A 24,399-nucleotide genomic window follows, 5' to 3' on the forward strand; every position below is an offset into this window, starting at 1 on the left:
CGTGAAGCGGTACGCGGTGTCTTCGCAAATGCTTAACTCTCAGCGAACAGCGACATCACCGAATCGCCGCGGCGGATGCGCGAGAACGTTTCGGCGAGCAAACCGGCGCTCGTCAGCGAACGGATCTTCGCGCACGAACGGGCTTCTTCGCCGAGCGGAATCGTGTCCGTGACAACGAGTTCGTCGAGTGCGGAAGCGGCAATACGCTCACCCGCGCCGCCCGACAGAACCGGGTGGGTGGCGTACGCGAATACCTGCTTCGCGCCGCGTTCCTTCAGAACCTGCGCGGCCTTGCACAGCGTGCCAGCCGTGTCGACCATGTCGTCCATGATCACGCAGGTGCGGCCTTCGACTTCACCGATGATGTTCATCACTTCCGCGACGTTCGCCTTCGGGCGACGCTTGTCGATGATCGCGAGATCGCAATTGAGTTGCTTCGCCAATGCACGGGCGCGGACCACACCGCCGACGTCCGGCGAAACTACCATCAGGTTGTCGTAGTTCTGCTTGCGCAGATCCCCGAGCAGCACCGGCGTTGCGTAGATGTTGTCGACCGGGATGTCGAAGAAGCCTTGAATCTGGTCGGCGTGCAGATCCATCGTGATGATCCGCTCGACGCCGGCGATTTCCAGCATGTTCGCCACGACCTTAGCCGAGATGGCGACTCGCGCCGAACGCGGGCGACGATCCTGACGGGCATAACCGAAGTAGGGGATGGCTGCGGTGATCCGGCCTGCGGATGCGCGCTTGAGCGCATCGACCATGATCATCAGTTCCATCAGATTGTCGTTAGTCGGTGCGCACGTGGATTGCAGGACGAAGACATCCTTGCCGCGCACGTTTTCCTGAATCTCGACTTGGATTTCACCGTCCGAGAAACGGCTAACCATTGCTTTGCCGAGGGGAATACCGAGGTTTTTGACGACTTCCTGGGCAAGCGCGGGATTTGCGTTGCCAGTAAAAACCATCAGGCCGTCATGGCTGCTCATCGTGCACCTACTTCAGGCTGGGGGCGGGAGAAATGCGAACTACAGCGAACTACGAGAATTTTTGGCAGGGGAGAAAGGATTCGAACCTTTGCATGCCGGAATCAAAATCCGGTGCCTTAACCAGCTTGGCGACTCCCCTACACTAACTTTGAGCTCCGCCGAACGTGGAGTTTCGTTCGACGATGCAAAACTTATGACGCGAAAGCAAAGAGTGGATGCTGATCCAAGCCCGCTGCTACTGCGCTGTTCCACTCGCCGGGCAGTTTGGCTTGCGCCGCTTCTGCTTCAGCTTTGCTACGGAACGCTGCAAAAACGCTGGCACCCGATCCGGACATCCGCGCTGGCGCGATGCTTTCAAACCACCGCAACACTTGCGCTACTTCCGCGTACTTTCCTACGACAACTTGCTGCATGTCATTCCGGCCGAAGCTTTCTGGCCATTCAGTGTTGCAGCTGTGTTCTGCAGGAAAGTCCGTAATTTTGAGGGGCTTTGTATCTCTTGTCAACGCTTTTTCGGAAAAAATCGCTGCAGTCGGAACCTGCACCCTCGGCGTCACTACCAGGAAGTAACGCGGCGGCAATTGTACAACGTCCAATGATTCTCCGACACCCTCTGCAAACGCATTTTTTCCAAATACGAAGAAAGGCACGTCCGCGCCGAGTTTCAACGCAAGATCCTGCAACTCCTGACGTGGCAGATCGAGTTTCCACAGGCGATTGAGCGCGAGCAGCGTCGTCGCCGCATCGGAACTGCCGCCGCCGAGGCCCGCGCCCATTGGCAGGCGCTTGTCGATTTCGATATCGACGCCTTCGCGGGAGCCCGTATGTACCTTCAGCAACGTCGCGGCGCGTACGGTCAGGTCATGCTCGGGTGGCACGTCGGCGATTTCGGCGCGGCGCGTGATGAGACCGTCGTCGCGTCGCGTGAAGTGCAGCGTGTCGCCCCAGTCAAGCAACTGGAAGACCGTCTGCAGCGTGTGATAACCATCCGGCCGACGGCCGGTGATGTGCAGGAAGAGATTGAGTTTCGCTGGCGCGAGACAGTCGCGCAGCGAATTGCTTGTTTCGATCATGAGTGAAGGCTACATGCGCCACGGTGGCGCCAAACGGGTAGCAAGGTTACGTGAGCGGATGCTGGACAAACGGCCCAGCAAGAACGACTCACTGATCCAGCACGAGCTTGATGTCGAGTGGCGGCTCCGAGCGGCTCAGATTGAGGCGCTTCACGCCGGTGGCTGGTGCATCGGCATAGGCCACATAGTCGATCGTCCAGCCGTCCTGGGTAATCTGCTTCAGGCGCGACGGTTGCTCCGGATCCTTCTCGGTCTTCGCGCGCGAAGTCGGCGCCGGCGACGGTTGCAGCCAGTAGCGCAACCCTTCGACCGGCAGCGTGAAGCCGAGCGCGTTCTGCATCAGCGTCGACACGTTATCGGCGGTGAGCGGCTGGCGGTTCGGCAATTCGAGCGTGGCCGAAGCCGGCGACGAAGTCACGATGGCCAGCGTCTGGCCAAGCGGATTGCGCAACTGCAGCGTGACGGTGTCGCCCGTTTCCTGCCACGAGAAATTGCCGTAGGCGTTGCGCTGCTGGCCGTTCTGATCGTTGTATTGGATCGCGAAGCGGCCCTGATACGAGCGGCTCGTCTGCGCGGTGACTTCGGTGGCGGCGTTCGACGTGGACGGCCCCTGCGGCTTCACCGACGCGCAGCCGGCCAGCGCGACAACCGCCGCCGCCGCGAAACCAACCGCCATGCCGCGCGGCGCCCTGGAAAAAGAAATCAAACGCGAAAGACGCATCAAAGATTGTTTACCTGAAGACGTTGCAACGTTTTGACGAGCGTCTCGTTGTCGGGTTCGAGCTTGCGAGCCTCGCGAAACGCGGCGCGCGCCTGTTCCTGCTCGCCGGCCTTCCACAGCACTTCGCCGAGGTGCGCGCCGATTTCCGCGTTCGGCTGGAGGCTGTATGCCTTGCGCAGCAGCTTGATCGCATCGGCCGTGTCACCCATCCGGTACTTGACCCAGCCGACGCTGTCCATGATGAACGCATCGTTCGGTGCGAGCGCCGAGGCCTTCTCGACCAGCTTGTCCGCCTCTGGCAGGCGCTGGTTGCGATCTGCGAGCGAATAGCCGAGCGCGTTATACGCCTGCGGATTGTCCGGCTGCGTCTGGATCAGCTTGCGCAGCTGCGCTTCCATGATGTCGTAATGGCCGGTTTTCTCGGCGGCCATCGCGTAGTCGTAGGTGAGGTCGGGGTCGTCGGGAAAGTTCGCCGTGGCTTGCTGCAGACGCGCTTCGGCCTCCGGGTAGCGCTTCGCGTCGAACAGGATCGCCGCATCGGTGCGCGCGATCAGCGCCACATCACGCGGATCGGAGGTCTGCAAGTTGGAAAGCAACTGGCGCGCCTCCTCGGTCTTGCCCTGTTTCGCGAGCAGTTGCGCGCGGGTAATCTGCGCGGCCAGGTATTGTTGACTCGCTGGCGAGATCTTGTTCAGCCAGTCGCTCGCGGCCGCCTCATTCTTCTGTTCGAGCGCTAGCTGCGCGAGGTAGATGTAGGCCTGGCCCGCATCGACACCCGGCGTCTTCTCGGCCTGCTGCGCGTACTGCACCAGATACGTCTGCGCTTCGGGGAGATTCTTCTGCTGGATCTTGATCAGCGCGAGGGCCATTAGCGGTGTCAAGTCGTTGGGGTTTGCCTTGCGCATGAGTTCGAACTGCTTCTGCGCGTCGTCGAGACGGTCGCTGGCAAGATACATCTGCGCCAGCGCGAGCCGTGCGTCATGCGATTTCGGATTCTGCTGCACGTACTTTTCGAGCGACGCGATGCCTTCCTTGCGCTCCTCCGGACCCATTTGCGACAGCATCAACGCCGCCGGCAGATAGTCGGGCTTGATCGTGAGCGCCTGCTCGAGCGACTTGTGCGCGCCCGGCGCGTCGTCGGCCAGCAACTGCTGACGCGCGAGGGCCAGTTGCGCCTCCGGCCGGTTCATGTCGTTCTTCAGCAGGTCCTGCAACACGTGCAGGCCACCGACGCGGTTCGGGCCGCGCGACAACAGCAGTTGCAGCGCGAGGATCGCGCTGCCGCGATTTTCCTCGGGTACCTTCGCCAGTTCTTGCGACAGGATTTGCGAAGCATCGTCGGGCTTGCCAGACAGCACGAGCAGCGACGCGTCGAGCTGGGCGGCGCGTTCCGAACTCGGCGCGTACTGTTGCCACAGTTGCGCGGCGGCGAGCGCGTCCGACGGGCTCTGCGCCGCCAGCGCTATCTCGGTGGCGCGTTGCGCCATGCGCGGGTCGTGAGTGTCGCGCGCGAGCGCGAGGTAGGTCTGATAGGCCGGTGCCGGCTGGTCGCGCTGCAGCGCGATCTCGGCGGCCAGCACCTGGAAGACGATCTGGCTCGACAGCGGTACGCCGGGCAGCGACTTTTCGTCTTCAGGTGTTGCCGGACCCAGCGGGTCCGGCATCGTGACCGACGTGTCGTCGGAATCCGGCGACGGGTCCTGCGCATGCGCGGGCACGGCGGCCAGCGCACACAATCCGAGCGCGGCCGCACCGAGCATCCGGCGAGCGGACACGGCGAGCGGCACGTTGGACACGCGCGCGCGGCGCTTTGATAGCAGCTTCACGAAGGACACGTTCATGGAAATCCGTTCAATGTTTCAGTCGATTGTAACGCGCTCGCTACAATACGCGCACAACCACTCACGCAAGTAGCAGACCAATCAGCCATGCCAGAGTTGCCAGAAGTCGAGGTTACCCGACGGGGGATCGAACCGTATGTGTCCGGGCGCAAGGTTGAGCGCGTCGACGTGCGGACGGCCGCGCTGCGCTGGCCAATTCCGGCCGACCTTGCGAAAACCTTGCGCGGCCACGTGGTGCGCAAAGTCGAGCGACGCGGCAAGTATTTGCTGTTCGAAATCGACGCTGGGTGGTTCATCGTCCACCTCGGCATGACGGGCACGTTGCGCGTTCTGCGTCATGTGCCGCATCCGCCTGCCGCGGCGAAGCACGATCATGTCGACTGGATCTTCGACGACTTTATCCTGCGCTATCGTGATCCCCGCCGCTTCGGCGCGGTGCTATGGCATCCGCGCGAAGCAGGCGACATCCTCGAACATCCGCTGCTCGCGAGCCTTGGCGTCGAGCCTTTCTCGCCGGCTTTTTCGGGCGCGCTGATGCATCGATTGACGCGCGGGCGCAAGGTGTCGGTGAAGCAGGCGCTGCTGGCGGGGGACATCGTGGTCGGCGTGGGCAATATCTACGCGTCGGAGAGTCTGTTTCGCGCGGGCATCCGGCCGACCACCGCGGCGGGCCGCGTGTCGCTCGTGCGTTATGAACTGCTGGCCGATGCCGTGCGCGTGACGCTCGCCGCCGCGATCGACAAGGGCGGCAGCACGCTGCGCGATTTCGTCGGCAGCGACGGCGAAAGCGGCTATTTTCAGCTCGACTACTTCGTCTACGATCGTGCGGGCCTGCCATGCCGCGTGTGTGGAACGCCAATCAAACAGATCGTGCAGGGGCAACGCTCCACGTACTTCTGTCCCACTTGCCAGCGCTAGATTCTCGATGCCTTCCCGCCTGACCCCAACGACCGGCGCGCGCTCCAGCGCGTCCGACACCACGCCCGCGTTTGCGCCGATGCCCGAGTTTTCCGCGCGGCTGATCGCGTGGCAGCGCCAGCACGGCCGCCACGATCTGCCGTGGCAGAACACGCGCGATCCGTATCGTATCTGGCTGTCCGAAATCATGCTGCAGCAGACCCAGGTGTCGACGGTGATTCCGTACTACGCGAAATTTCTCGCGCGTTTCCCGAATGTCGCCGCGCTCGCCGCCGCGCCGTCCGATGACGTGATGGCGCTGTGGGCCGGCCTCGGCTACTACACGCGCGCGCGCAATCTGCATCGCTGCGCGCAGGTCGTCGTCGAGCAGCATGGCGGCGCGTTTCCCGCGTCGGTCGATGAGCTCGTCGAGTTGCCCGGCATTGGGCGCTCGACGGCCGCGGCGATCGCGTCGTTCGCGTTCGGCGCGCGCGCGACGATTCTCGACGGCAACGTGAAGCGCGTGCTCGCGCGCGTATTCGGCGTCGAAGGCTTTCCGGGCGAGAAGAAAGTCGAGAACGCAATGTGGACGCTCGCGGAATCACTGCTGCCGTCGAATGCGTCGAACGCGGAGCTCAGCGGGTACACGCAGGGCTTGATGGATCTCGGCGCGACATTGTGCGTGCGCGGCAAACCCCATTGCTCGCGCTGTCCGTTCGCGCCGGACTGCGTTGCCAACGTCACCGGACGTCAACGTGAATTGCCGACCGCGCGCCCGAAGAAAGCGGTGCCGACACGCCGTACGTGGATGCTGCTGCTGCGCGACGGCAATGCGGTGATGCTCGAGCGGCGTCCGCCGTCGGGCATTTGGGGTGGTCTGTGGAGTTTGCCCGAAGCTGCCGACGAAGCATCGCTGGCCGAGCGGGCGCGCGCGTTCGGCGGCGACGGCGAAGTGTCCGCGCTCGCGTCGTTCTCACACGTATTCACGCATTTCAAGCTCGATATCGAACCGCGGCTTGCGGAGTTCGATCGCGGTGTCGGCGCCCTGGCCGCGCTCAACGATGCGGACACCGCATGGGTTGCGCTCAGCGATCTGGATTCGTTCGGCGTGCCGGCGCCGGTGCGCAAGCTGCTCGCCAGTCTGCATGGTTCGTTGCTCTAGCGGAATGGATCGGAGGTGCTGAGCGGGCGACTTGGGTCCGACGCGGCAGCCTTCACGACTTCAGGATTTCACAGCAACTGATGCTGTTGCATGTAGTGATGCACGACGTCGATGCGTGCGCCGGCATCGGTTAATTCCATCAGCTTTTGCCGTGCGCGCAACGCGATTGGCAGCACCTCGGCGAGACGGTTCGACACCCACGACGGATCGTCGAGCCGGAACGGCTCGGCGAACGGTAGGCTGTCCGGATCGCGTTCGCGGATCGTTGCGATGATCCGCTCGAGCACTTCCGCGCACGCGCCGAATTTGGCCAATAGCTCATTGCCCTCGAGCGGGAGATCATCGGCGAGCGGCTCGGCCATGCCGACCAGCAGACCGCTCGCTTCGACGCGATGCGATAACAGACGAAAGCGCGTCGTGCCGCGCGCGCGAATCAGCAGCATGCCGAATGCTTCGACGTCGCACTCGTCGATTTCGGCGAGACAGCCGATCGTTTCGGGTACCGAAGGTTCTTCCTCGCGCGCGACTTCGGCGCCGCTTTTCAGCATGCAAACGCCGAACGGTGTTTTTTCGCGCAGACAGTCGCGCGCCATGTCGAGGTAGCGCGCTTCGAAGATTTTGAGCGGCAGCAAGCCATCGGGAAATAGCACCGTATGCAGCGGAAACAGCGGCAAATCGGCGTACACAGTAGGTGTAGAGGACATGGCGCAACGCTTCGGGTTAAGGCCGCGCGATGCGGCCGGTTAAGCCACCAGCTTCGATGATTCGCCGACGTCGACCGGCGCATCGCGGTGCCGCACAATCACATTCGCCGATGTTGCGAGACGCGCGGCAAGCGTCTCCGCGATAAATACCGAGCGGTGCTGGCCGCCCGTGCAACCGATTGCGACGGTCAGGTAGCTGCGATTGTCGTCGCGGAAATGCGGCAGCCACTTGGACAGATACTTCTCGATGTCGTCGATCATCTCGTGGACGACCGGCTGCGCATCGAGAAAATCCATGACCGGTTTGTCGAGGCCGGTGAGCGGCCTCAATTCATGATCGTAGTATGGGTTCGGCAGCGTGCGTACGTCGAATACGAAATCCGCGTCGAGCGGTACGCCGCGCTTGAAGCCGAACGACTCGAACATCAGCACGAGCCCCGCGTCCTCCTGTTCGATGAAGCGCTTGACCCATGCGCGCAGCACGTTCGCGCGCAGATTGCTCGTATCGATCTGATGGCCGAATTCGGCAAGTCCCGCGACCAGTTCGCGCTCGCGTTCGATCGCTTCGGCGAGCGACGTGAGCAGGCCAACGTCCGCGTCGTGCGCGGGCGAGCCGGACAGCGGATGGCGGCGACGCGTTTCGGAAAAGCGTTGAATCAGCGACTGCGTGCTCGCGCTCAGGAACAGCACGCGCACGTCGTGCGAGCGCTTGAGGTCGCGGATCATCGCGGGCATTTCGTCGAGCGACGAACCGGAGCGCGCGTCGATCGCGACCGCGAGACGATCCTGGCCGTCCGCGGCGAGGTAGGTGGCGAGTTGCTGCAGGAAACGCGGCGGCAGATTATCGACGCAGTAATAACCCGCGTCTTCGAGCGCGTTCAGGGCAACGGATTTGCCGGAGCCGGAGATACCGGTGATCAGGATTATGCGCATGGAGTCGTCGAAAGCGTAGATTTCATCATAGCATCTGGCCTCCATGCGCGTGCCCGCGGCCTGCCTTCTGCGGGCGCTTCATGGCGCTGTGGCGGGCTTCAGATCAGCTTGCCGGGAAACTGGCTATCGGGATCCTGCATGGCGAGACGTTGCCGATCCATGAAATCGCGCAGCGTGTCGATACCGCGCAGCTGCAGAATCGTATTGCGCACGGCCGCTTCGACCAGCACCGCGAGGTTGCGGCCGGCGGCCACCTGGATCGTCACCTTGCTGATCGGTAGGCCGAGCACGTCGACGGTCTGGCTTTCCAGCGGCAGCCGCTGGAATTCGCCGTCGGGGCGGCGCACCAGTTGCACGATCAGCTTCAGTTTCATTTTGCGGCGCACCGCCGTTTCGCCGAAGATCGTCTTGATGTCGAGCAGACCGAGGCCGCGAACTTCGAGCAGGTTCTGCAGCAGCGGCGGACAGCGTCCTTCGACGAAGTCCGGGCCGAGGCGCACGAAGTCGACAGCGTCGTCGGCGACGAGACCGTGGCCTCGGCTAATCAGTTCGAGGCCGAGCTCGCTCTTGCCGAGGCCCGAGTCGCCGGTCAGCAACACGCCCATGCCGAGGATGTCGAGAAACACGCCGTGCAGCGTCGCGCGCGGCGCGAGAATGCGCGACATGTAAAGACGCAGACTATCGATCACCGCGGCCGCCGAGGTCGGCGTCGTGAACAGCGGCGTCGACGAGCGCGTGCAGCGCAGCACCAGCTCCGGCGGCGCCGCGACTCCGCCCGCGACGACGAGAAACGGCGGCTCCAGCGCGATCAACTCGGCCATGTGGCGCGAGCGGTCTTCGTCGGTCTGACGTTTGTAGTAGTCGATTTCAGCGTCGCCGAGCACCTGGATCCGGTTGGGGTGGATCAGGTTCAGGTGGCCGACGAGGTCGGCGCTCGACGTGGCATTGGCGACCGATTCCGAAGAAAAGCCGCGCTCCCAGCCTTCATGCCCCGTGAGCCAGCTGAGCTTCAGCATGGCGGCGTTGTCGTCGAAAATGCTTTGGGCGTTGATGCTGGACGTATCCATGAGTCAGTGACTCCAGTGTGAGCCGCTTGCCGGGTCTTTGCTGCGTGTGCGGGCGCGTATGAACTACCGCCGCCGTTGCATCAAGGTTGCCACTGAGTAAGCAGGCGATGCAACGATTCGCGTTCTTCTTCAGTGTGCAGCCGCTCGCGGGCGTCGCGATCGGACAGCAATTGCGCGATCTCGGAGAGAATTTCGAGGTGCTGTTGAGTGGCCTGTTCGGGGACGAGCAGGAAGATCAGCAGCGAGACCGGCTGGCCGTCCGGCGCTTCGAAGGGGATCGGTTCGGCGAGTCTGACGAATGCGGCGAGCGGCTGCTTGAGGCCCTTGATCCGCCCATGCGGGATCGCGACGCCTTCGCCGAGCCCGGTCGAGCCGAGTCGTTCTCGCGCAAAAAGATTGTCTGTGACGGTACTGCGGGCGATGCCGTTCTGGTTCTCGAAGATCAGGCCCGCTTGCTCGAACACGCGTTTCTTGCTGGTGACCGATAGTCCGATGACGACGTTCTCGAGGGGAAGAAATTTGGCTAAACGATTCATTTTGACAGGCGAAAACGTGGCCTGAGTTCTCCCCACCGGGGCGGTTGAGTGACGTTCCATTCGTTCGATGCTGGCGAAGACGGACGGTCAGAGTCGATCGCGAAAGCGTTAGATTTCGATCGGCCGTACTTCATCAGAGCTGGCTTGACCCCGATGGTAACTGGAACATTATAGAACAGGGTGACGGCCGATGGTGCGGCGCGCCATCTATGCATATCAGGTTTTTCAGCGCTTGCGCCGCGGCACGTGTCGCGCTGCGCAAACCTCTGCGGGAATGGTACGGGTCGGCCTCGGCGAGACGCACCGGCGGTGAGCGGAAACCGGGGCGCTGAAACGAAAAACCGCCCGGTCGCGGGCGGCTCGACGAGTTCAAGGGAATTGAGGAATTTCCTCTAATTTCTCCTATTGCGGCGGCACGTCCAGTTGCGGCGCCGGCTGATACTTGATCGCTTCGTGCTGATGGCCTTGCAGACGATCCTTGTGGCGTATCACCTGCCTGTCGAGCTTGTCGATCATCAGATCGATTGCAGCGTACAAATCGCTGTCACAACTCTCGACGAAGATATCCTTACCCTTCAGATGGAGGTTGATTTCCACCTTTTGACGCTTGTCCTTTTCCTTATGGTTGTCGACCGAGAGGACCACACTGCCGTCGATGACCTGATCGAAATGTCTTAGCACCCTGTCCAGTTTGGTGATCACGTATTCGCGCAACGCAGGCGTTACTTCGAGGTGGTGTCCACTGATCTTGAGATTCATAGTGCTTCTCCAAGCTAATGGCCGCTTGGTCCGCACAATGACAAAGGTCCGGTCGATCTGACGGCTTGCCTGTGTCGCCCCCCGGTGACGGACATCTGGCAGGTCGCAGCGGCCGGCCTGTCCGCCAGGTGCGGAGCGGCCGGTAAATGCCCGCTGCAAAACGCGGCGGGCTACAGAGACTTGCGCAGGTTGACTGCCGGGATTTTGAGCGCCTCACGGTATTTCGCAACGGTACGCCGTGCGACCACGAAGCCCTGTTCCGCCAGCAGTTCGGCTATGCGACTGTCTGAAAGTGGCGATTTCGGGTTTTCCGCTCCTATCAGTTGTTTGATCAGCGCGCGAATGGCCGTGGAGGAGGCCGCGCCGCCGGTGTCCGTCGAAACGTGTGAGCCGAAAAAGTACTTGAATTCCAGCGTCCCGAATGGGGTCAGCATGTATTTGCCGGTTGTCACACGCGAGACAGTCGACTCGTGTAGGCCCAGCGTATCAGCTATTTCCCGCAAAACCAAGGGGCGCATGGCAATTTCGCCGTGCACAAAAAAGCTCTTTTGACGCTCGACAATTGCCTGCGCAACCCGCAGGATCGTCTCGAAACGCTGCTGGATATTTTTGATCAGCCAGCGTGCTTCCTGCAGTTGCTGGCGCAACGAACCACTGCCCGGATCGCCGCGGTTATTGCGCAGAATATTCGCGTATAGATGGTTAATCCGCAGCTTCGGCACTACCTCGGGATTCAGCTCCGCCAGCCAGCCCTGTGCCGTTTTGCGCACCATGATGTCGGGCACCACGTAGTCCGCTTCGGCCTTGCCGTAGGCCGCGCCCGGAAATGGTTCGAGCGAGCGGATCAGCACATGCGCGTTGCGCAGATCGTCGTCGCTGGCCTTAAGGTGCTTGCGCAGCCGCGTGAAATCGCGCGCGGCGAGCAGTTCCAGGTAATGGCTGACAATGTCTAGCGCAAGCGTGCGCGTAGGCGATGGCTCGAGCCGCAGCAACTGCAGCTTCAGACATTCGGACGCGGAGCGCGCGCCGACACCCGATGGGTCGAAGCTATGCAGCAGCGCAAGCGCGGCGTTCAGTTCGTCGACGTCGACTTCGAGTTCTTCGGGCAGGTCGGCCAGCACTTCTTCGAGCGTGGCGGCGAGATAGCCGTCGTCGTCCAGCGATTCGATCAGGAACGTGATGAGCGCGCGGTCGCGCTGGCTCGCCTGGGTGACGCGCAGTTGCGTCATCAGGTGGTCGCGCAGCGACGTGCTCGATTCGTGGATTTGCAGCGGGGGCAGGTCGTCGTCGTCCGACGCGTTGCCGGAGCGGCCGTAGTCGTCCAGGTTCCACTGCGAGGTATCGCCGCCGCCGTCGCCCGAAAGACCATTGTATTCGTCGACACCCTGCGGCTCGCCGCTTTCGGCTCGCTCGCCGTTGCCCTCGGACGATGCCGAACCGTTGCCGGCCATCGGATCGGCCGGCGCCGAGGAGCCCGGTGTCTGGGCGATCACGGAACCGTCGGATGCCACCCGCAACGGGCTCGCGATCCACTCGTCTTCGTTTTCGAGGAGAGGATTCTGCGAGATCGCCATGGCGACTTCCTGCTGCAGTTCGAGCGTCGACAACTGAAGCAGCCGGATGGACTGTTGCAGTTGCGGCGTGAGCGCAAGATGCTGCGATAGGCGGAGTTGGAGGCTGGCTTTCATGGCAAGTTGAGATTCATTGTAGAGAGTTTGCCACGACCGCGATACCTTGCGGCACTCGCAATTTTTGGGTACGCCCAATTTGGCGCGCCGCGCGGCGCCACCCTGCGCCGCCTGACAACGAATGTGCGGGTGCCGCAAAAATGGCGCCGCGGCCGGCCGCGCGCGCTCGCGTGGCCGGGGACGCCGTACGTGCTTACATGCGGAAGTGCTCGCCCAGATAGACGCGCCGCACGCTTTCGTTTTCGATGATGTCGCTAGGCGCGCCGGCGGCCAGCACGCTGCCGTCGCTGATGATGTACGCGTGATCGCAGATACCTAGCGTTTCGCGCACGTTGTGGTCGGTGATCAGGACGCCGATATTGCGCTGCTTCAAGAACTTGACGATTTTCTGGATTTCCAGCACCGCGATCGGGTCGACGCCGGCGAACGGTTCGTCGAGCAGAATGAAGCTCGGATTGGTTGCCAGCGCGCGCGCAATTTCAACCCGACGACGCTCGCCGCCCGACAGCGACAGCGCCGGATTTTCACGCAGATGCGCGATCTGAAGCTCGTCGAGCAGCGCTTCGGTGCGTGACGTGATCACGTCTTTGCCGAGGCGCTTGCCGTTTTCGTCGTGCTGCAATTCCAGCACCGCGCGAATATTCTGCTCGACGCTCAACTTACGGAACACCGACGCTTCCTGCGGCAGATAGGACAGGCCGAGCGATGCGCGTTTGTGAATGGGCAGCAGGCTGATCGACTTGCCGTCCAGATCGATTTCGCCGGCGTCGAGCGGCACGAGGCCGACGATCATGTAGAACGACGTGGTCTTGCCGGCGCCGTTCGGGCCGAGCAGGCCGACCACTTCGCCGCTCTTCACGTCGAGCGACACGTCCTTGACGACCGTGCGCGAGCCATAGCGCTTCTTCAGATTGCGCACGACCAGCGAACTGCTGGTGCCGGCCGGCTTCCGATGGGGGAGGGGCGCGATGGTGCTGCTCATGGTACTCACTGGTTCGGCGCTCCCTGGATCGAGTTGGACGGCGTGAGCGTGGCCGACGCGCCGGTCAGCGGCGCGGCGCCGGCGTTGCGCGGCGACAGCATCGCGCGCACGCGGCCGGTCGGGTTGCCCGGACCGGCGACGTCCTTGCCTGACTTCGCGGTGTAGAAGTCGTTCTGGCCGTCGTAGGTGATCACGCTGCCGTGCACCTGGTCGAGCAGCGTCGTCATGCCCTGCAGGCGGCGCACCGTCGCGTTGGTGGTCAGCGTGGTCAGATCCTGCTTGCCGTCGTAGTCGATACGGATCGCCGTACCCTCGATGTATTCGTCGAGCCCTTCGCGCTTCTGGCGGAAATACGACAGATTGCCGCCGCTCGAGGTGCCGGTCGCGAATTGGTAGCCCTGCGGGTCTTGCGACACTTCGACGCGATCGGCCTTGATCAGGATCGTCCCTTTGGTGGCCACCACGTGGCCGGTGAAGATGCTGACCTGCCGCAGGTCGTCGTAAGTCATGTTGTCCGCTTCGATGTTCAGCGGCTTGTCTTTGTCGGCGCGGTCCGCGTGCGCAAGCGGCGCGAAGCCGACGAGCGGCAGCGCGACGACGAGCGCAGCGAGTGCGGCGCGGCACGCAGACAGCGCGCGCGAACGGCCGGTATCAAAACGGGGGTGCGATTCGTTCATGCAGTCACGCCTGGAATGGATTACCCGGTATGCGTTGGCTTAGTGGCCGGAATCGGACGCGGCGATTGCGCCTCTTACATTGCCGAACAGTTGCATAAACCGGGTGACATTGTTGTATTTCATGCCGCTGGCAGTCATCACGGACATGCCGCGCTGAAGTTTAACTGGCTTTTCAGTCTCGATCACATCGTCGTTGACGAGGACCCTGAAATGCTCGGAATCGGCCTGCATCTGCGGATCGCCGTCGCCGGGCGCGCGCAGGATGCGCGCGTTCTGGTACAGATTGACGATCGACGCATCCGCGTTGACCGTGCCCGTGTCGCCGGTCGCGGTGACGATCGGCTTGCCGGGCTGGAACGCACGCATCGCCGGCTTGACGAGGTCGCTCATTTCGTCGTCCTCGTAATGGACCAGCGACTGCGCGGTCAGCCGGTACTGCGTCGCGCCTGACTGGTCGAGCTCGGACACCGAAAAGTTGTCGGCGAAGTAGTCCGGCGTGTGTTCCTTCGGGCGCACCTCGTCGTCGGTCTTGCGCGGCAACGTGGCTTGCAGCAGCCACCACGTGATGCCGGCGAGCGCCGCCATCGCGATGAGCGGGATCAGCGAAGTCAGGCGAAACTGGTTCATCCCACGAGGCCCCGTTGCTCGCCGCTGCACGCCGCCGCGAGCAGTGCTTCATATTTGTGCTGGGCACGCAGCAGCGTGTCGCACACTTCGCGCGCCGCGCCGTAACCGCCGCGCGCCTCGCTGACCCAGTGGGCGCGCGCGATCACTTCGGGATGCGAATTGGCCGGCGCGGCCGCGAAGCCGACGCGCAGCATCACCGCGAGATCGACCCAGTCGTCGCCCATGTAGCCGCAGTCCTCGGCGGTGAGGCCGGTTTGCCGCAGCAGGTCGGCGAACGCCTGTGGCTTGTCCTGCACGCCCTGGTAGACATGCGCGATGTTCATTTCTTTCGCCCGCGCGGCCACGATGCCGGACTTGCGCCCGGTGATGAGCGCCGTTTCGATGCCGGCCTGGCGCAGCAGCTTCATGCCGTGGCCGTCCATCGAGTTGAAGCCTTTCATCGTGTCGCCTTCCGCCGTGAACAGCAGGCCGCCGTCGGTCAGTACGCCGTCGACGTCGAAAATCATCAGCTTCACGCGGCTTGCGCGTTCGGTAGCGGTAGGGGGAGCAACGGCCATCAGATCACCTTCTTCGAAAACAGGTCGTGCATGTTGAGCGCGCCGATCAGCTTGCCCGTTTCGTCGACGACCAGCATCTGATTGATACGATAACGCTCCATCAGTTCCACGGCTTCGACCGCGAGATGATCCGGCCCGATCGTGCGCGGGCCCGCGGTCATCACCGAGGCGATCGGCAGCTGGCGGAAATCGCCGTCGCGTTCGAGCACGCGGCGCAGGTCGCCATCGGTGAAGATGCCCGTCACACGGCCCTCGCGGTCGACGACCGAGGTCATGCCCATGCGCTTCGCGGTCAGTTGGAAGAGGGCATCGCTGACGGTTGCCTCAGGGGTGACCTGCGGCAACTGGTCACCGGTGCGCATGACGTCGCGCACGTAGGTGAGCAGGCGTCGGCCGAGCGCGCCGCCCGGATGCGAGCGCGCGAAGTCGTCGCGGCCGAAGCCGCGCGCGTCGAGCACCGCGACCGCGAGCGCATCGCCGAGCGCGAGCGCGGCGGTGGTGCTGGCGGTGGGCGCGAGATTCATCGGACAGGCTTCTTTCGCGACGCCGGAATTCAGATGCACATCCGCGAGTTGCGCGAGGCTTGAGCCAGGACGGCCCGTCATCGCGATCAGCTTCGCGCCGATCCGCTTGATGAGCGGCAGGATCGCCATCAGCTCCTCGGTTTCGCCCGAATTGGACAGCGCGAGAAATACGTCGTCGGCGGTGACCATGCCGAGGTCGCCGTGGCTTGCTTCCGCCGGATGCACGAAGAACGCGGGTGTGCCGGTGCTTGCCAGCGTGGCCGCGAGTTTGCGGGCCACGTGGCCGGATTTACCGATGCCGGAGACGACCACGCGTCCACGGCAACCCAGGATGAAATCGACCGCGCCGACGAAACTGCCGTCGAGCTGGTCGCGAAGCGCGCGCACGGCGTCCGCTTCGATGTCGAGTACGTCGCGAGCAAGCGTGAGTGCCCTGTCGCCATTGATTTTCGCTATCATTCGCGGAGTATAGCAAAGGCGCCTGTTCGCCGCGCCGGGCCTGCTGTGCCGAGCCGCTGTCTGCATCGGCCTGTCGACAATCCCTTTTTCAGCTGCTTTGCCGCCTTTTTGCAGCTTTTTTGCCGGCCCAATCAATCATCTCGCACGGCGTTCTCGTGCGCGGTTCCGCTGACGAACGAGGACGCTTCACCCATGCGTTTTTGCCGATGATTTCCCCGCTCGAAATGACGCTGTTTCTGCTGCTGGCATCGGTGGCGGGCGTGGTGATCTTTCGCTTCCTGAATCTGCCGCCGATGCTCGGCTACCTGACGGTCGGCATCGTCGTCGGGCCGCATGCGTTCGGGCTGATTCCCGATTCGGCGGGGGCGCAGAATCTCGCGGAATTCGGCGTCGTGTTCCTCATGTTCTCGATCGGGCTCGAGTTTTCGCTCGCCAAGCTGCGCACGATGCGCCGGCTCGTGTTCGGACTCGGCTTGCTGCAGGTGATCGGCACGGTCGCGGTGGCCGTGTCGCTCGGCTTCGTGCTCGAGCGTTGGGTGCATATCACGTGGCAGGCGAGCGTCGCGCTGGGCGGCGCGCTGGCGATGTCGTCGACGGCAATCGTCAGCAAGATGCTCGCGGAGCGGCTCGAAATCGAAACCGAGCACGGCCGCAATATCTTCGGCGTGCTGCTGTTTCAGGATCTCGCGGTGGTGCCGCTGTTGATCATCATTTCGGCGCTCGGCGGCCGCTCGGAGAATCTGGTCAGCGCGCTCGGCGTCGCGGCGATCAAGATCGTCGTGGCCCTCGCGCTGCTGCTGATCGTCGGGCAGCGCTTCATGACGCGCTGGTTCAACGTGGTCGCGCGGCGCCGCTCGCAGGAGCTGTTCGTCCTCAATCTGCTGCTGGTGACGCTCGGCGCCGCGTTCATCACCGACAAATTCGGGCTGTCGCTCGCGCTCGGCGCGTTCATCGCCGGCATGCTGATCGCCGAGACGCCGTATCGGCATCAGGTCGAAGAGGACATCAAGCCGTTTCGCGACGTGCTGCTCGGGCTCTTCTTCGTCACCACCGGCATGCTGCTCAATCCGCGCGTGATCTGGGAGCATCCGCTGGTCGTGCTGGCCTTTTTCCTCGGCCCGGTGCTGCTGAAATTGGTCATGATCACCGGCCTTGCGCGGCTCTTCGGCGCGACGCCGGGCGTCGCGATGCGTACCGGTATCGGTCTCGCGCAGGCGGGCGAGTTCGGCTTCGTGCTGCTGAACCTGATCCTCGACCGGCATCTCGTCGACGCGACGCTGTTGCAGGCGATTCTCGCCGCGATGCTGCTGTCGATGCTCGCCGCGCCGTTCATGATCCAGAACGCGGACCGTGTCGTGCTGCGGCTGTCGTCGACCGAATGGATGATGCAGTCGTTGCAGATGACGCGCATCGCCACGCAAAGCCTGAAGCAGAGCGGCCACGTAATTATCTGCGGCTACGGCCGCGCCGGACAGAACCTCGCACGCATGCTCGAGCATGAAGGGCTCTCGTATGTCGCGCTCGATCTCGATCCCGACCGTGTCGCGGCGGCCGCGGCAGCCGGCGAATCGGTCGTGTTCGGCGACGCGGGGCGGCGCGAGTCGCTGCTGGCCGCCGGCCTGCATCGCGCGGCCGCGATCGCGATCACCTACGCGAACACGCCGTCGGCACTGCGCGTGCTGCACAACATTCACGAGATGGAGCCGACGCTGCCGGTCATCGTGCGCACCGTCGACGATGCCGATCTGGAGAAACTGCTCGCCGCCGGCGCGACGGAGGTGATTCCGGAGATCGTCGAGGGCAGCCTGATGCTCGCGTCGCATACGCTCGTCGTGATGGGTGTGCCGATGCGGCGCGTGGTGCGGCGCGTCGAGGAGATGCGCGACGAACGCTATTCGCTGTTGCGCGGCTATTTCCACGGCGCCGACGACATCGACGACGACGACGGCCACGAGCAGGTGCGGCTACAATCGGTGCCGGTCGACGAGAGTGCCGACGCGGTGGGCCGTACGCTCGCCGAGGTGGGCCTGTACGAACTCGGTGTCGAAGTGACCGCGATCCGCCGGCACGGCATCCGCGGCGTCGAACCGGACCCGTCGACGAAACTGCGCGCGAGCGACATCGTGGTGCTGCGCGGTCTGCCCGAACAACTGGCGCAAGCCGAGGAGCGGCTGTCGAAGCATCGCCGCGCCGCTGCGGCCTGAACCCGTGAGCGTGGCCCGTTCTGGCGGGCGACCGTGATTCAAGCCTTTCACCGGACCTGTCGAGGTCCATCCGGAGACATCATGTCCAAGGCGCTCGCGAGCGCGCCGCTCGATGCGGCCGACTACATCAGAAGTCACATTCGCACGGTGCCCGACTGGCCGCAGCCGGGCGTGCAGTTCCGCGACATCACGCCGCTGCTGCGCGAGCCGAAGTCGCTGCGTGTGCTGATCGACCTGTTCGTGCAGCGCTATATCGACGCGAAGCTCGACTACATTGCCGGGCTCGATGCGCGCGGCTTCATCATCGGGCCGATCGTCGCCCATGAGTTGAGCGTTGGCTTCATCCCGATTCGCAAGGCGGGCAAGCTGCCGTACAAGCGGATCTCGCAATCGTATGAACTGGAATACGGTACCGCGACCGTCGAGATTCACGAGGATGCGTGCGAGCCGGGCGACCGCGTCGTGATCATCGACGATCTGATCGCGACCGGCGGCACGATGATGGCCGGCAAACTGCTGCTCGAGCGGCTCGGCGCGGTCGTCGTGGAAGGCGCGGCGATCGTCGATCTGCCGGAGCTGGGCGGCTCGAAGCTGCTGGGCGAGGGCGGTCTTGCGCTCTATACCGTGACGAGTTTCGACGGTCATTGAACCGGGAGGTAGCGGCTAAAGTCGCATGAGCCGCATGAGCCCCGTTGGCCGAGCAAAACCAACCGGGCTCAACGATATGGCTCACCCATCATGGTTCACCAGTCGCCCAACCAGAAGGCCACCACGATGCCCAACTTCCTGCTGTTTCTTGCCACCTCGATCGCGATCACCGTGGCGCCAGGCCCGGACAATCTGCAGGTGCTCGCGCGCGGCATCTCGCAGGGCCGCGCGGCCGGCCTGGTCGCCGCGCTCGGCTTTGCCGCCGGCATCACGTTTCATACGACACTCGCGGCGCTCGGCGTCGCCGCGCTGCTGCGCTCGTCGCCGCTCGCGTTCGAAGCGATCAAGCTCGCCGGCGCCGCGTATCTGGTGTGGATCGGCATCAAGGCGCTGCGCAGCCAGGGCCTCGCGACCGCGCACGAGCGTGCGCCGCAGCCGCTTTCGACGGTGTTTCGCCAGAGCCTGCTCGGCAATCTGATGAATCCGAAGGTCACGCTGTTCTTCGTCGTGTTTCTGCCGCAGTTCGTGCAGCCGGACGGCGCGCAGAGCGTCACCGTGCAGATGCTGGAGCTCGGCGCGCTGTTCATGCTGCAGACCGTCGTGGTGTTTTCGCTATTCGGCGTGTGCGCGGGGATCATCGGCGGCTGGCTCAGACGGCGGCCGCGCGTGGGCCTGTGGCTCGATCGCGTGGCCGGCGCGACGTTCATCGCGATCGGGATTCGCGTCGCCTTGCGCGACTGAGGCTCGTCACGCAATCCGCCCGCTTCTGCTTTGCCCCGGTTCGCCACGACGGCGGACAGTTTGGAGTTTTCCGATGACTTTGCCCTGCATCACCGCCGCGCGCCGCTTCGACGCGAACGCGCATCGGCCGTTTCTGATCGGCGCCGAACAGGTCGGGTGGATTCGCGAGCGCGACGTGCCGCTGCTCGCGCGCTGGCCCGACGTGTTCGAGATGGCGAATGACGGCGTGACGCTCTGCGCCACGTTCGATACCGTCGATCTGCGCAGCGCGGCGCTCGCTTCCGTGATCGGCGCGCTCGCCGCCGATGGTCGCATCCCCGGCTGGCGCAACGAGACGTACGCGATCCGCAATGCGTTCGACGCGCCGCCGCTCGTGTATATCGAGCGCGCGGCGTCGCGCTTCTTCGGCACGATGACCTACGCGGTGCATCTGAACGGCGTCGTAGAATATGCGGATGGCGGGGCGCCCTTTGGCGGAGCGCCCTTTGGCGGGGCGCCGCGTGGCGCACCGCAATTGTGGATCGCGCGCCGCAGCGATACCAAGGCGACCGACCCCGGCATGCTCGACAACGTCGTCGCAGGCGGGATCGGCTGGGGCTTCGGCATCGCCGAGACGATCGTCAAGGAGTGCTGGGAAGAGGCGGGCATTCCGGCGCAGATCGCGGCGAGCGCGGTCGCGGGCCGCACCGCGCACGTGCTGCAATCGCTGCCGGAAGGCACGCAGGCCGAGCAGATTTTCATCTACGACCTCGCGCTGCCCGCCGACTTCGCGCCGCGCAACCAGGACGGCGAAGTGGGCGAACACCGGCTCGCGCGCATCGACGAAGTCGCGCGCTGGATCGAGGAAGGCGCGCTGACCGTCGATGCCAGCCTCGCGACGCTCGATTGCCTGCTGCGCCGCCGCTGGATCGACGAGGACGCGTGCGAGGGCATCGACGCGCTGTTCGCGCCGCCGGCGCTCGCCTAGCTCAGGCTCATCAGTCGAGCTCAAGCCGTGCAGCCAGTACCCACTGAAACAAACCACGCATTGAAGAAGGGAGTCACCGAGGTCATGTCGACCGATCACAGCTTTATCCTCAAACTGTCGTGCGCCGACCGGCCCGGCATCGTTCACGCCGTGTCGGGCTTTCTGTTCGAGCGGGGCAGCAATATTCTCGACTCCGCGCAGTTCGGCGACAGCCGCACCGGCGAGTTCTTCATGCGCGTGCATTTTCAGCAGGTGGGCGGCGATCCGGGGCTTGACGCGCTGCGCGCGTCGTTCGTGACACTCGCCGAGCAGTTCGGCATGAGCTGGGAATTGCACGACGCGAACGTGAAGCCGCGCGTCGTGATCATGGTGTCGAAGATCGGCCACTGCCTGAACGATCTGCTGTTCCGCTACCGTACCGGTCAGTTGAACATCGACATCCCGGCGATCATCTCGAACCACAAGGAGTTCTACCAGCTCGCCGCGAGCTACGACATCCCGTTCCATCATTTCCCGCTGCTCGGCGGCACGCCCGAAGCGAAAACCGCGCAGGAAGCGCGCGTGCTCGAAGTGATCAACGAGCATCAGGCCGACCTCGTGGTGCTCGCGCGCTACATGCAGATCCTGTCGCCGAACCTGTGCGAGGCGCTCGCCGGCCGCGCGATCAACATCCACCACTCGTTCCTGCCGAGCTTCAAGGGCGCGAAGCCGTACTACCAGGCGTTCGACCGCGGCGTGAAGCTGATCGGCGCAACCGCCCACTATGTGACGACCGATCTCGACGAAGGTCCGATCATCGAGCAGGAAGTCGAGCGTGTGGACCACAGCATGACGCCGGAACAACTGACGGCGATCGGCCGCGACGTCGAGTGTGTGACGCTCGCGCGCGCGGTGAGGTGGCACGTGGAGCATCGCGTCGTGCTGAACGGCAGCAAGACGGTGGTGTTCCGCTAGGAGCCGCGCCAGTCACACTGCGCCGGTCGAGCTCGGCGCGGTCCTTTACCTGCTCGTGTTACGAACGCGCTGCCGCGCCGCCCGTGCTTCTCGCGAGATTCGCGTTTTGCGCGGAACGACGGCGCGCGTTCAGCTTCTTCAGCCAGATCAGCAGGCCCGTGACGCTCAGCACGGCCACCGCCACCCCCACCGCGCTGATCAGAATCCGCCCCCCGAGACCGAGGATGCGCCCCGAGTGCAGCGGAAACTGCACCTGCAGGAAGATGTCGCCGGCCGTGCCTCGGCCGGGAATCCGCGCGGCGAGCCGCTTGCCGGTGGCGGCGTCCCAATACATCCACGGGTTGCCGAGGCCGGTGTCGCCGTGGTCGTTGCCGGACGTGTAGAAGCCGACGCCATACGCGTGCATGAATTCGGCGTAGTAGAGCCCGCCCGGCGGCGCGGCGACATGCATTTCCTTGCCGGCCTGCCCGGCGAGTTCGACGATGCGCTCGCGGCTCACCACCTGATCGCCGGGTTGCGGCGCGCGCAGGATTTCGGGGTTGCTGAACGGATCGGGTGTCAGCGTCGACAGTCGTGACACGATCGGCCGCACCACCTGGGACGACAGATTCATCGAAATCGACGTCAGCGCGACGATCGCCAGCAGGCCCCAGATCCATACGCCGCCGGAGCGGTGCAGATCGAACGTCAACGCATAGCCGCCGCGTTTCAGGCGCAACGTGAACGACTTGCGCCAGGCCTTCAGGCTCGGAAACGACAGGCACAGCGCAATCACGCTGTCAAAGAGCCACACGATGCCGACGATCCCCATCAGCCAGGTGCCAAGGTCGACACCGCCGGTAAACGGCAACTGCAGCGTGTAGTGCAGCTTGTAGATGAACGGAATCAGGTTGAGTCGCGCGAGCGACACGGCGCCCCACTCGCGGCATCCCTGGATCTTGCCGGTGACGGGATCGACGGCGATCTGATTGAAATCGAGCGGATAGGGCTGCTTCGTCGCCGGATCGGTGCGCGGCAGCACCATCATCTGCAGCGTGTGGCCCGGTTCGACCGTGAGCGGCAGATAGGTCACCCGAAGACGCGGATCGGCGGCTTCGACGCGATTCGCCAGTTCGAGGCCGGACAGCGTCGGCCCGGCCGTGCGAGCCTGGTAAAACGACGGGTTCAGCGCGGCATCGAGCTCGTGGTCCCACGCGATGATCGCGCCCGTAAGGCCCGCGACGAACAGAAACAGTGCGGTCGCGACGCCGAACCAGCGGTGCAGGCGGACAAGCCGGCGTCTCATGCGCTAGCCGGCAACGCGCAACAGGGACCCAGACGGAGACGCGGGTGGGAGATCAGGCGAAACGTCACGATGCGGACTGGGTGTAAATAGGAATTGTTCGCATCTTAGGGGGTGGCGCGGTCGGCTGCAAGTTTTCTGTCAGCAAGAGGCGACGATGCAGGGTCGCGGGAAGCAAAAAGAAAAGCGGCACCGAAGTGCCGCTTGCGTTTTCGTCGGCTGGTGGACTGCCGCGTGTGCTGCAGAGCGCTAGTGAGTGCTGACTATTGCTACTCGACCCAGCCCAACTCACACCAACCGCAAATAAATGAGCTCCCGCTTGATGTACGCATAAAAAATCGGCGCCGCGATGACCCCGGCGATACCGAACGCCGCTTCCATCACCAGCATCGCGATCAGCAGCTCCCATGCGCGCGCCTCGATCTGCCCGCCGACGATCCGCGCGTTCAGGAAGTACTCGAGCTTGTGAATCAGGATCAGGAACACAAGTGACATGATCGCCGCCGGAAAACTCACCGACAGCGCGACCGCGACGATGATCGTGTTCGAGATCAGATTGCCGATCACCGGCAGCAGACCCACGATGAACGTGACGAGCACGAGCGTCTTCGACAGCGGCAGCCGGTCGTGGAAAACCGGCAGGATCACCAGCAGGAAGATCGCGGTGAACACCGTGTTCAGCGCGGAGATCTTCACCTGCGCGAATACGATGCGGCGAAACGCGTCGGCAAAACGCGTGACGCGCGTGACGAACGCGGTGGACAGCGGCAGCCGCTGGATATGCTTCTGCGCGCCGACCGCGATGATCGCGCCGATGATCATGCCGAGCAGCACGTGCGTGAACGCGCGCGCCACGGTCGTGCCGCTTTGCTGCAGCATGTTCGCGTGCGTGTGCATCAGTTCGGCGGCCTTCGTCTTCATCTGCTCGGTGTCGACCGGCAGATAGTTCGCGACGAATTGGGGAATCCTGCCGCGCGCCTGGTCGATCAGTTGCATGGCCTGATCGAGCAGAGCCTGCACGCTCGGCACGTCGTTCTCGAAATGCGAGATGATGCCGAGCGTGAGTCCCGTCAGCGCGCCGACGATCAGCGTCGACAGAATCACCACCGCGAGCCAGCGCGCCCGCTTGCTCGACATGTGACGCTCGATGCGCGGCGCGATCGTATGCACGAGCTGAAACACCAGCAGCCCGGCGAGCAGCGCGCCGAGCAGCTTCAGTGCGATCACCGCCCACATGCCGAACAGCATCACCACGTAGCTGCCGATCTCGACCGCCGACAGCTTCGGCAGACTCATGTCGCTGGTCAGCCTGACCGGGCGCGGGCGCAGGTCCTGCACCCGATCTTCTTCGTGCGCCTGATTACGCTTGGTCATGGCTTATCCCGTCTCCAACCTCGGTAGTGCAGC

24 protein-coding genes and 1 tRNA gene are annotated in these 24,399 nt (G+C 63.8%); 7 read left to right on the forward strand and 18 right to left on the reverse strand.

Going from position 1 to position 24,399, the window contains the following annotated elements; genetic code table 11:
• Positions 1-32 precede the first annotated feature (32 nt).
• The 5 genes from OKW27_RS30795 to OKW27_RS30815 form a co-directional block, all read right to left on the reverse strand.
• Positions 33-989: a ribose-phosphate pyrophosphokinase gene (locus tag OKW27_RS30795; RefSeq protein ID WP_008921698.1), complete on the reverse strand. Its 957-nt coding sequence runs from the start codon at positions 987-989 to the stop codon at positions 33-35.
• 62 nt (positions 990-1,051) lie between these two features.
• Positions 1,052-1,128, reverse strand: a tRNA-Gln gene (locus tag OKW27_RS30800).
• A 52-nt stretch (positions 1,129-1,180) separates the two neighbouring features.
• Entirely contained in the window at positions 1,181-2,062 is an 882-nt protein-coding gene (gene ispE / locus OKW27_RS30805) for a 4-(cytidine 5'-diphospho)-2-C-methyl-D-erythritol kinase (protein WP_429335708.1), read from the reverse strand.
• Between the two features lie 88 nt (positions 2,063-2,150).
• The gene (gene lolB, locus OKW27_RS30810) at positions 2,151-2,783 is read right to left on the reverse strand and encodes a lipoprotein insertase outer membrane protein LolB (protein WP_184062483.1); all 633 of its coding nucleotides are present in this window, start codon (positions 2,781-2,783) and stop codon (positions 2,151-2,153) included.
• On the reverse strand, positions 2,783-4,624 hold the full coding sequence (locus OKW27_RS30815) for a tetratricopeptide repeat protein (protein ID WP_090802939.1): 1,842 nt from the start codon (positions 4,622-4,624) through the stop codon (positions 2,783-2,785). Before OKW27_RS30815 ends, lolB begins: the two co-directional genes overlap by 1 nt.
• 87 nt (positions 4,625-4,711) lie before the next feature.
• Here OKW27_RS30815 and mutM point away from each other — a divergent pair, with 87 nt between their 5' ends.
• Complete coding sequence (gene mutM, locus OKW27_RS30820) at positions 4,712-5,542, forward strand: bifunctional DNA-formamidopyrimidine glycosylase/DNA-(apurinic or apyrimidinic site) lyase (protein ID WP_184026933.1); 831 nt, start codon at positions 4,712-4,714, stop codon at positions 5,540-5,542.
• A gap of 7 nt (positions 5,543-5,549) precedes the next feature.
• Positions 5,550-6,683 carry an A/G-specific adenine glycosylase gene (mutY, locus tag OKW27_RS30825; protein WP_429335709.1) on the forward strand — a complete coding sequence of 378 codons (1,134 nt, stop codon included), beginning with the start codon at positions 5,550-5,552 and terminating at the stop codon, positions 6,681-6,683.
• 68 nt (positions 6,684-6,751) lie between these two features.
• Here the strand turns inward: mutY and OKW27_RS30830 are convergent, their stop codons facing one another.
• From OKW27_RS30830 to kdsD, 11 genes are all read right to left on the reverse strand, one after another.
• Entirely contained in the window at positions 6,752-7,387 is a 636-nt protein-coding gene (locus OKW27_RS30830; protein ID WP_184067043.1) for an LON peptidase substrate-binding domain-containing protein, read from the reverse strand.
• A gap of 39 nt (positions 7,388-7,426) precedes the next feature.
• Positions 7,427-8,320 (reverse strand): RNase adapter RapZ, encoded by an 894-nt coding sequence (rapZ, locus tag OKW27_RS30835; RefSeq protein WP_041734268.1) that lies wholly within the window; start codon positions 8,318-8,320, stop codon positions 7,427-7,429.
• 98 nt (positions 8,321-8,418) lie between these two features.
• Positions 8,419-9,387, reverse strand: a complete 969-nt coding sequence (hprK, locus tag OKW27_RS30840; RefSeq protein WP_008921706.1) for an HPr(Ser) kinase/phosphatase — start codon at positions 9,385-9,387, stop codon at positions 8,419-8,421.
• An 80-nt stretch (positions 9,388-9,467) separates the two neighbouring features.
• Positions 9,468-9,983 carry a PTS sugar transporter subunit IIA gene (locus tag OKW27_RS30845; protein WP_184026940.1) on the reverse strand — a complete coding sequence of 172 codons (516 nt, stop codon included), beginning with the start codon at positions 9,981-9,983 and terminating at the stop codon, positions 9,468-9,470.
• Positions 9,984-10,325: 342 nt separating this feature from the next.
• Entirely contained in the window at positions 10,326-10,682 is a 357-nt protein-coding gene (gene hpf / locus OKW27_RS30850) for a ribosome hibernation-promoting factor, HPF/YfiA family (protein ID WP_027199628.1), read from the reverse strand.
• 170 nt (positions 10,683-10,852) lie between these two features.
• Entirely contained in the window at positions 10,853-12,370 is a 1,518-nt protein-coding gene (locus tag OKW27_RS30855) for an RNA polymerase factor sigma-54 (RefSeq protein ID WP_429336607.1), read from the reverse strand.
• Between the two features lie 193 nt (positions 12,371-12,563).
• On the reverse strand, positions 12,564-13,340 hold the full coding sequence (gene lptB / locus OKW27_RS30860) for an LPS export ABC transporter ATP-binding protein (RefSeq protein WP_090805577.1): 777 nt from the start codon (positions 13,338-13,340) through the stop codon (positions 12,564-12,566).
• A 17-nt stretch (positions 13,341-13,357) separates the two neighbouring features.
• On the reverse strand, positions 13,358-14,029 hold the full coding sequence (gene lptA / locus OKW27_RS30865) for a lipopolysaccharide transport periplasmic protein LptA (protein WP_090802944.1): 672 nt from the start codon (positions 14,027-14,029) through the stop codon (positions 13,358-13,360).
• A gap of 39 nt (positions 14,030-14,068) precedes the next feature.
• Positions 14,069-14,656 (reverse strand): LPS export ABC transporter periplasmic protein LptC, encoded by a 588-nt coding sequence (gene lptC / locus OKW27_RS30870; protein WP_184067046.1) that lies wholly within the window; start codon positions 14,654-14,656, stop codon positions 14,069-14,071.
• Positions 14,653-15,213 (reverse strand): KdsC family phosphatase, encoded by a 561-nt coding sequence (locus tag OKW27_RS30875; RefSeq protein ID WP_184026959.1) that lies wholly within the window; start codon positions 15,211-15,213, stop codon positions 14,653-14,655. The genes lptC and OKW27_RS30875 overlap by 4 nt, the downstream gene beginning before the upstream one ends.
• Positions 15,213-16,196, reverse strand: a complete 984-nt coding sequence (gene kdsD / locus OKW27_RS30880; protein ID WP_090802947.1) for an arabinose 5-phosphate isomerase KdsD — start codon at positions 16,194-16,196, stop codon at positions 15,213-15,215. The genes OKW27_RS30875 and kdsD overlap by 1 nt, the downstream gene beginning before the upstream one ends.
• Positions 16,197-16,402: 206 nt before the next feature.
• On the opposite strand from kdsD, the gene OKW27_RS30885 reads away from it, so the two are divergent.
• From OKW27_RS30885 to purU, 5 genes are all read left to right on the forward strand, one after another.
• Positions 16,403-18,400, forward strand: a complete 1,998-nt coding sequence (locus tag OKW27_RS30885; RefSeq protein WP_090802948.1) for a cation:proton antiporter — start codon at positions 16,403-16,405, stop codon at positions 18,398-18,400.
• Between the two features lie 81 nt (positions 18,401-18,481).
• The gene (locus OKW27_RS30890; RefSeq protein WP_184062472.1) at positions 18,482-19,048 is read left to right on the forward strand and encodes an adenine phosphoribosyltransferase; all 567 of its coding nucleotides are present in this window, start codon (positions 18,482-18,484) and stop codon (positions 19,046-19,048) included.
• A 126-nt stretch (positions 19,049-19,174) separates the two neighbouring features.
• The gene (locus OKW27_RS30895) at positions 19,175-19,789 is read left to right on the forward strand and encodes a LysE family translocator (RefSeq protein WP_429336608.1); all 615 of its coding nucleotides are present in this window, start codon (positions 19,175-19,177) and stop codon (positions 19,787-19,789) included.
• Between the two features lie 73 nt (positions 19,790-19,862).
• Positions 19,863-20,756 (forward strand): NUDIX hydrolase, encoded by an 894-nt coding sequence (locus OKW27_RS30900; RefSeq protein ID WP_429335710.1) that lies wholly within the window; start codon positions 19,863-19,865, stop codon positions 20,754-20,756.
• A gap of 84 nt (positions 20,757-20,840) precedes the next feature.
• Entirely contained in the window at positions 20,841-21,710 is an 870-nt protein-coding gene (purU, locus tag OKW27_RS30905) for a formyltetrahydrofolate deformylase (protein WP_090802954.1), read from the forward strand.
• 58 nt (positions 21,711-21,768) lie between these two features.
• On the opposite strand, the gene OKW27_RS30910 is transcribed toward purU, so the two are convergent.
• Complete coding sequence (locus tag OKW27_RS30910) at positions 21,769-22,995, reverse strand: PepSY-associated TM helix domain-containing protein (RefSeq protein WP_429335711.1); 1,227 nt, start codon at positions 22,993-22,995, stop codon at positions 21,769-21,771.
• A gap of 285 nt (positions 22,996-23,280) precedes the next feature.
• A complete protein-coding gene (locus OKW27_RS30915; protein ID WP_429335712.1) occupies positions 23,281-24,366 on the reverse strand; it encodes an AI-2E family transporter in 1,086 nt (361 codons plus the stop codon).
• Positions 24,367-24,399: the final 33 nt, after the last annotated feature.

It is taken from the genome of Paraburkholderia sp. 35.1, from assembly GCF_050436525.1.
GTDB classification, from domain to species: domain Bacteria; phylum Pseudomonadota; class Gammaproteobacteria; order Burkholderiales; family Burkholderiaceae; genus Paraburkholderia; species Paraburkholderia tuberum.

Bases quoted from the DNA above. Each gene is read 5' to 3' on its own strand.
- OKW27_RS30795 (WP_008921698.1), bottom strand. From the start codon at position 989: ATGAGCAGCCATGACGGCCTGATGGTTTTTACTGGCAACGCAAATCCC.
- ispE (WP_429335708.1), bottom strand. From the start codon at position 2,062: ATGATCGAAACAAGCAATTCGCTGCGCGACTGTCTCGCGCCAGCGAAA.
- lolB (WP_184062483.1), bottom strand. From the start codon at position 2,783: ATGCGTCTTTCGCGTTTGATTTCTTTTTCCAGGGCGCCGCGCGGCATG.
- OKW27_RS30815 (WP_090802939.1), bottom strand. From the start codon at position 4,624: ATGAACGTGTCCTTCGTGAAGCTGCTATCAAAGCGCCGCGCGCGCGTG.
- mutM (WP_184026933.1), top strand. From the start codon at position 4,712: ATGCCAGAGTTGCCAGAAGTCGAGGTTACCCGACGGGGGATCGAACCG.
- mutY (WP_429335709.1), top strand. From the start codon at position 5,550: ATGCCTTCCCGCCTGACCCCAACGACCGGCGCGCGCTCCAGCGCGTCC.
- OKW27_RS30830 (WP_184067043.1), bottom strand. From the start codon at position 7,387: ATGTCCTCTACACCTACTGTGTACGCCGATTTGCCGCTGTTTCCGCTG.
- rapZ (WP_041734268.1), bottom strand. From the start codon at position 8,320: ATGCGCATAATCCTGATCACCGGTATCTCCGGCTCCGGCAAATCCGTT.
- hprK (WP_008921706.1), bottom strand. From the start codon at position 9,387: ATGGATACGTCCAGCATCAACGCCCAAAGCATTTTCGACGACAACGCC.
- OKW27_RS30845 (WP_184026940.1), bottom strand. From the start codon at position 9,983: ATGGAACGTCACTCAACCGCCCCGGTGGGGAGAACTCAGGCCACGTTT.
- hpf (WP_027199628.1), bottom strand. From the start codon at position 10,682: ATGAATCTCAAGATCAGTGGACACCACCTCGAAGTAACGCCTGCGTTG.
- OKW27_RS30855 (WP_429336607.1), bottom strand. From the start codon at position 12,370: ATGAAAGCCAGCCTCCAACTCCGCCTATCGCAGCATCTTGCGCTCACG.
- lptA (WP_090802944.1), bottom strand. From the start codon at position 14,029: ATGAACGAATCGCACCCCCGTTTTGATACCGGCCGTTCGCGCGCGCTG.
- lptC (WP_184067046.1), bottom strand. From the start codon at position 14,656: ATGAACCAGTTTCGCCTGACTTCGCTGATCCCGCTCATCGCGATGGCG.
- OKW27_RS30875 (WP_184026959.1), bottom strand. From the start codon at position 15,213: ATGGCCGTTGCTCCCCCTACCGCTACCGAACGCGCAAGCCGCGTGAAG.
- kdsD (WP_090802947.1), bottom strand. From the start codon at position 16,196: ATGATAGCGAAAATCAATGGCGACAGGGCACTCACGCTTGCTCGCGAC.
- OKW27_RS30885 (WP_090802948.1), top strand. From the start codon at position 16,403: ATGATTTCCCCGCTCGAAATGACGCTGTTTCTGCTGCTGGCATCGGTG.
- OKW27_RS30890 (WP_184062472.1), top strand. From the start codon at position 18,482: ATGTCCAAGGCGCTCGCGAGCGCGCCGCTCGATGCGGCCGACTACATC.
- OKW27_RS30895 (WP_429336608.1), top strand. From the start codon at position 19,175: ATGCCCAACTTCCTGCTGTTTCTTGCCACCTCGATCGCGATCACCGTG.
- OKW27_RS30900 (WP_429335710.1), top strand. From the start codon at position 19,863: ATGACTTTGCCCTGCATCACCGCCGCGCGCCGCTTCGACGCGAACGCG.
- purU (WP_090802954.1), top strand. From the start codon at position 20,841: ATGTCGACCGATCACAGCTTTATCCTCAAACTGTCGTGCGCCGACCGG.
- OKW27_RS30910 (WP_429335711.1), bottom strand. From the start codon at position 22,995: ATGAGACGCCGGCTTGTCCGCCTGCACCGCTGGTTCGGCGTCGCGACC.
- OKW27_RS30915 (WP_429335712.1), bottom strand. From the start codon at position 24,366: ATGACCAAGCGTAATCAGGCGCACGAAGAAGATCGGGTGCAGGACCTG.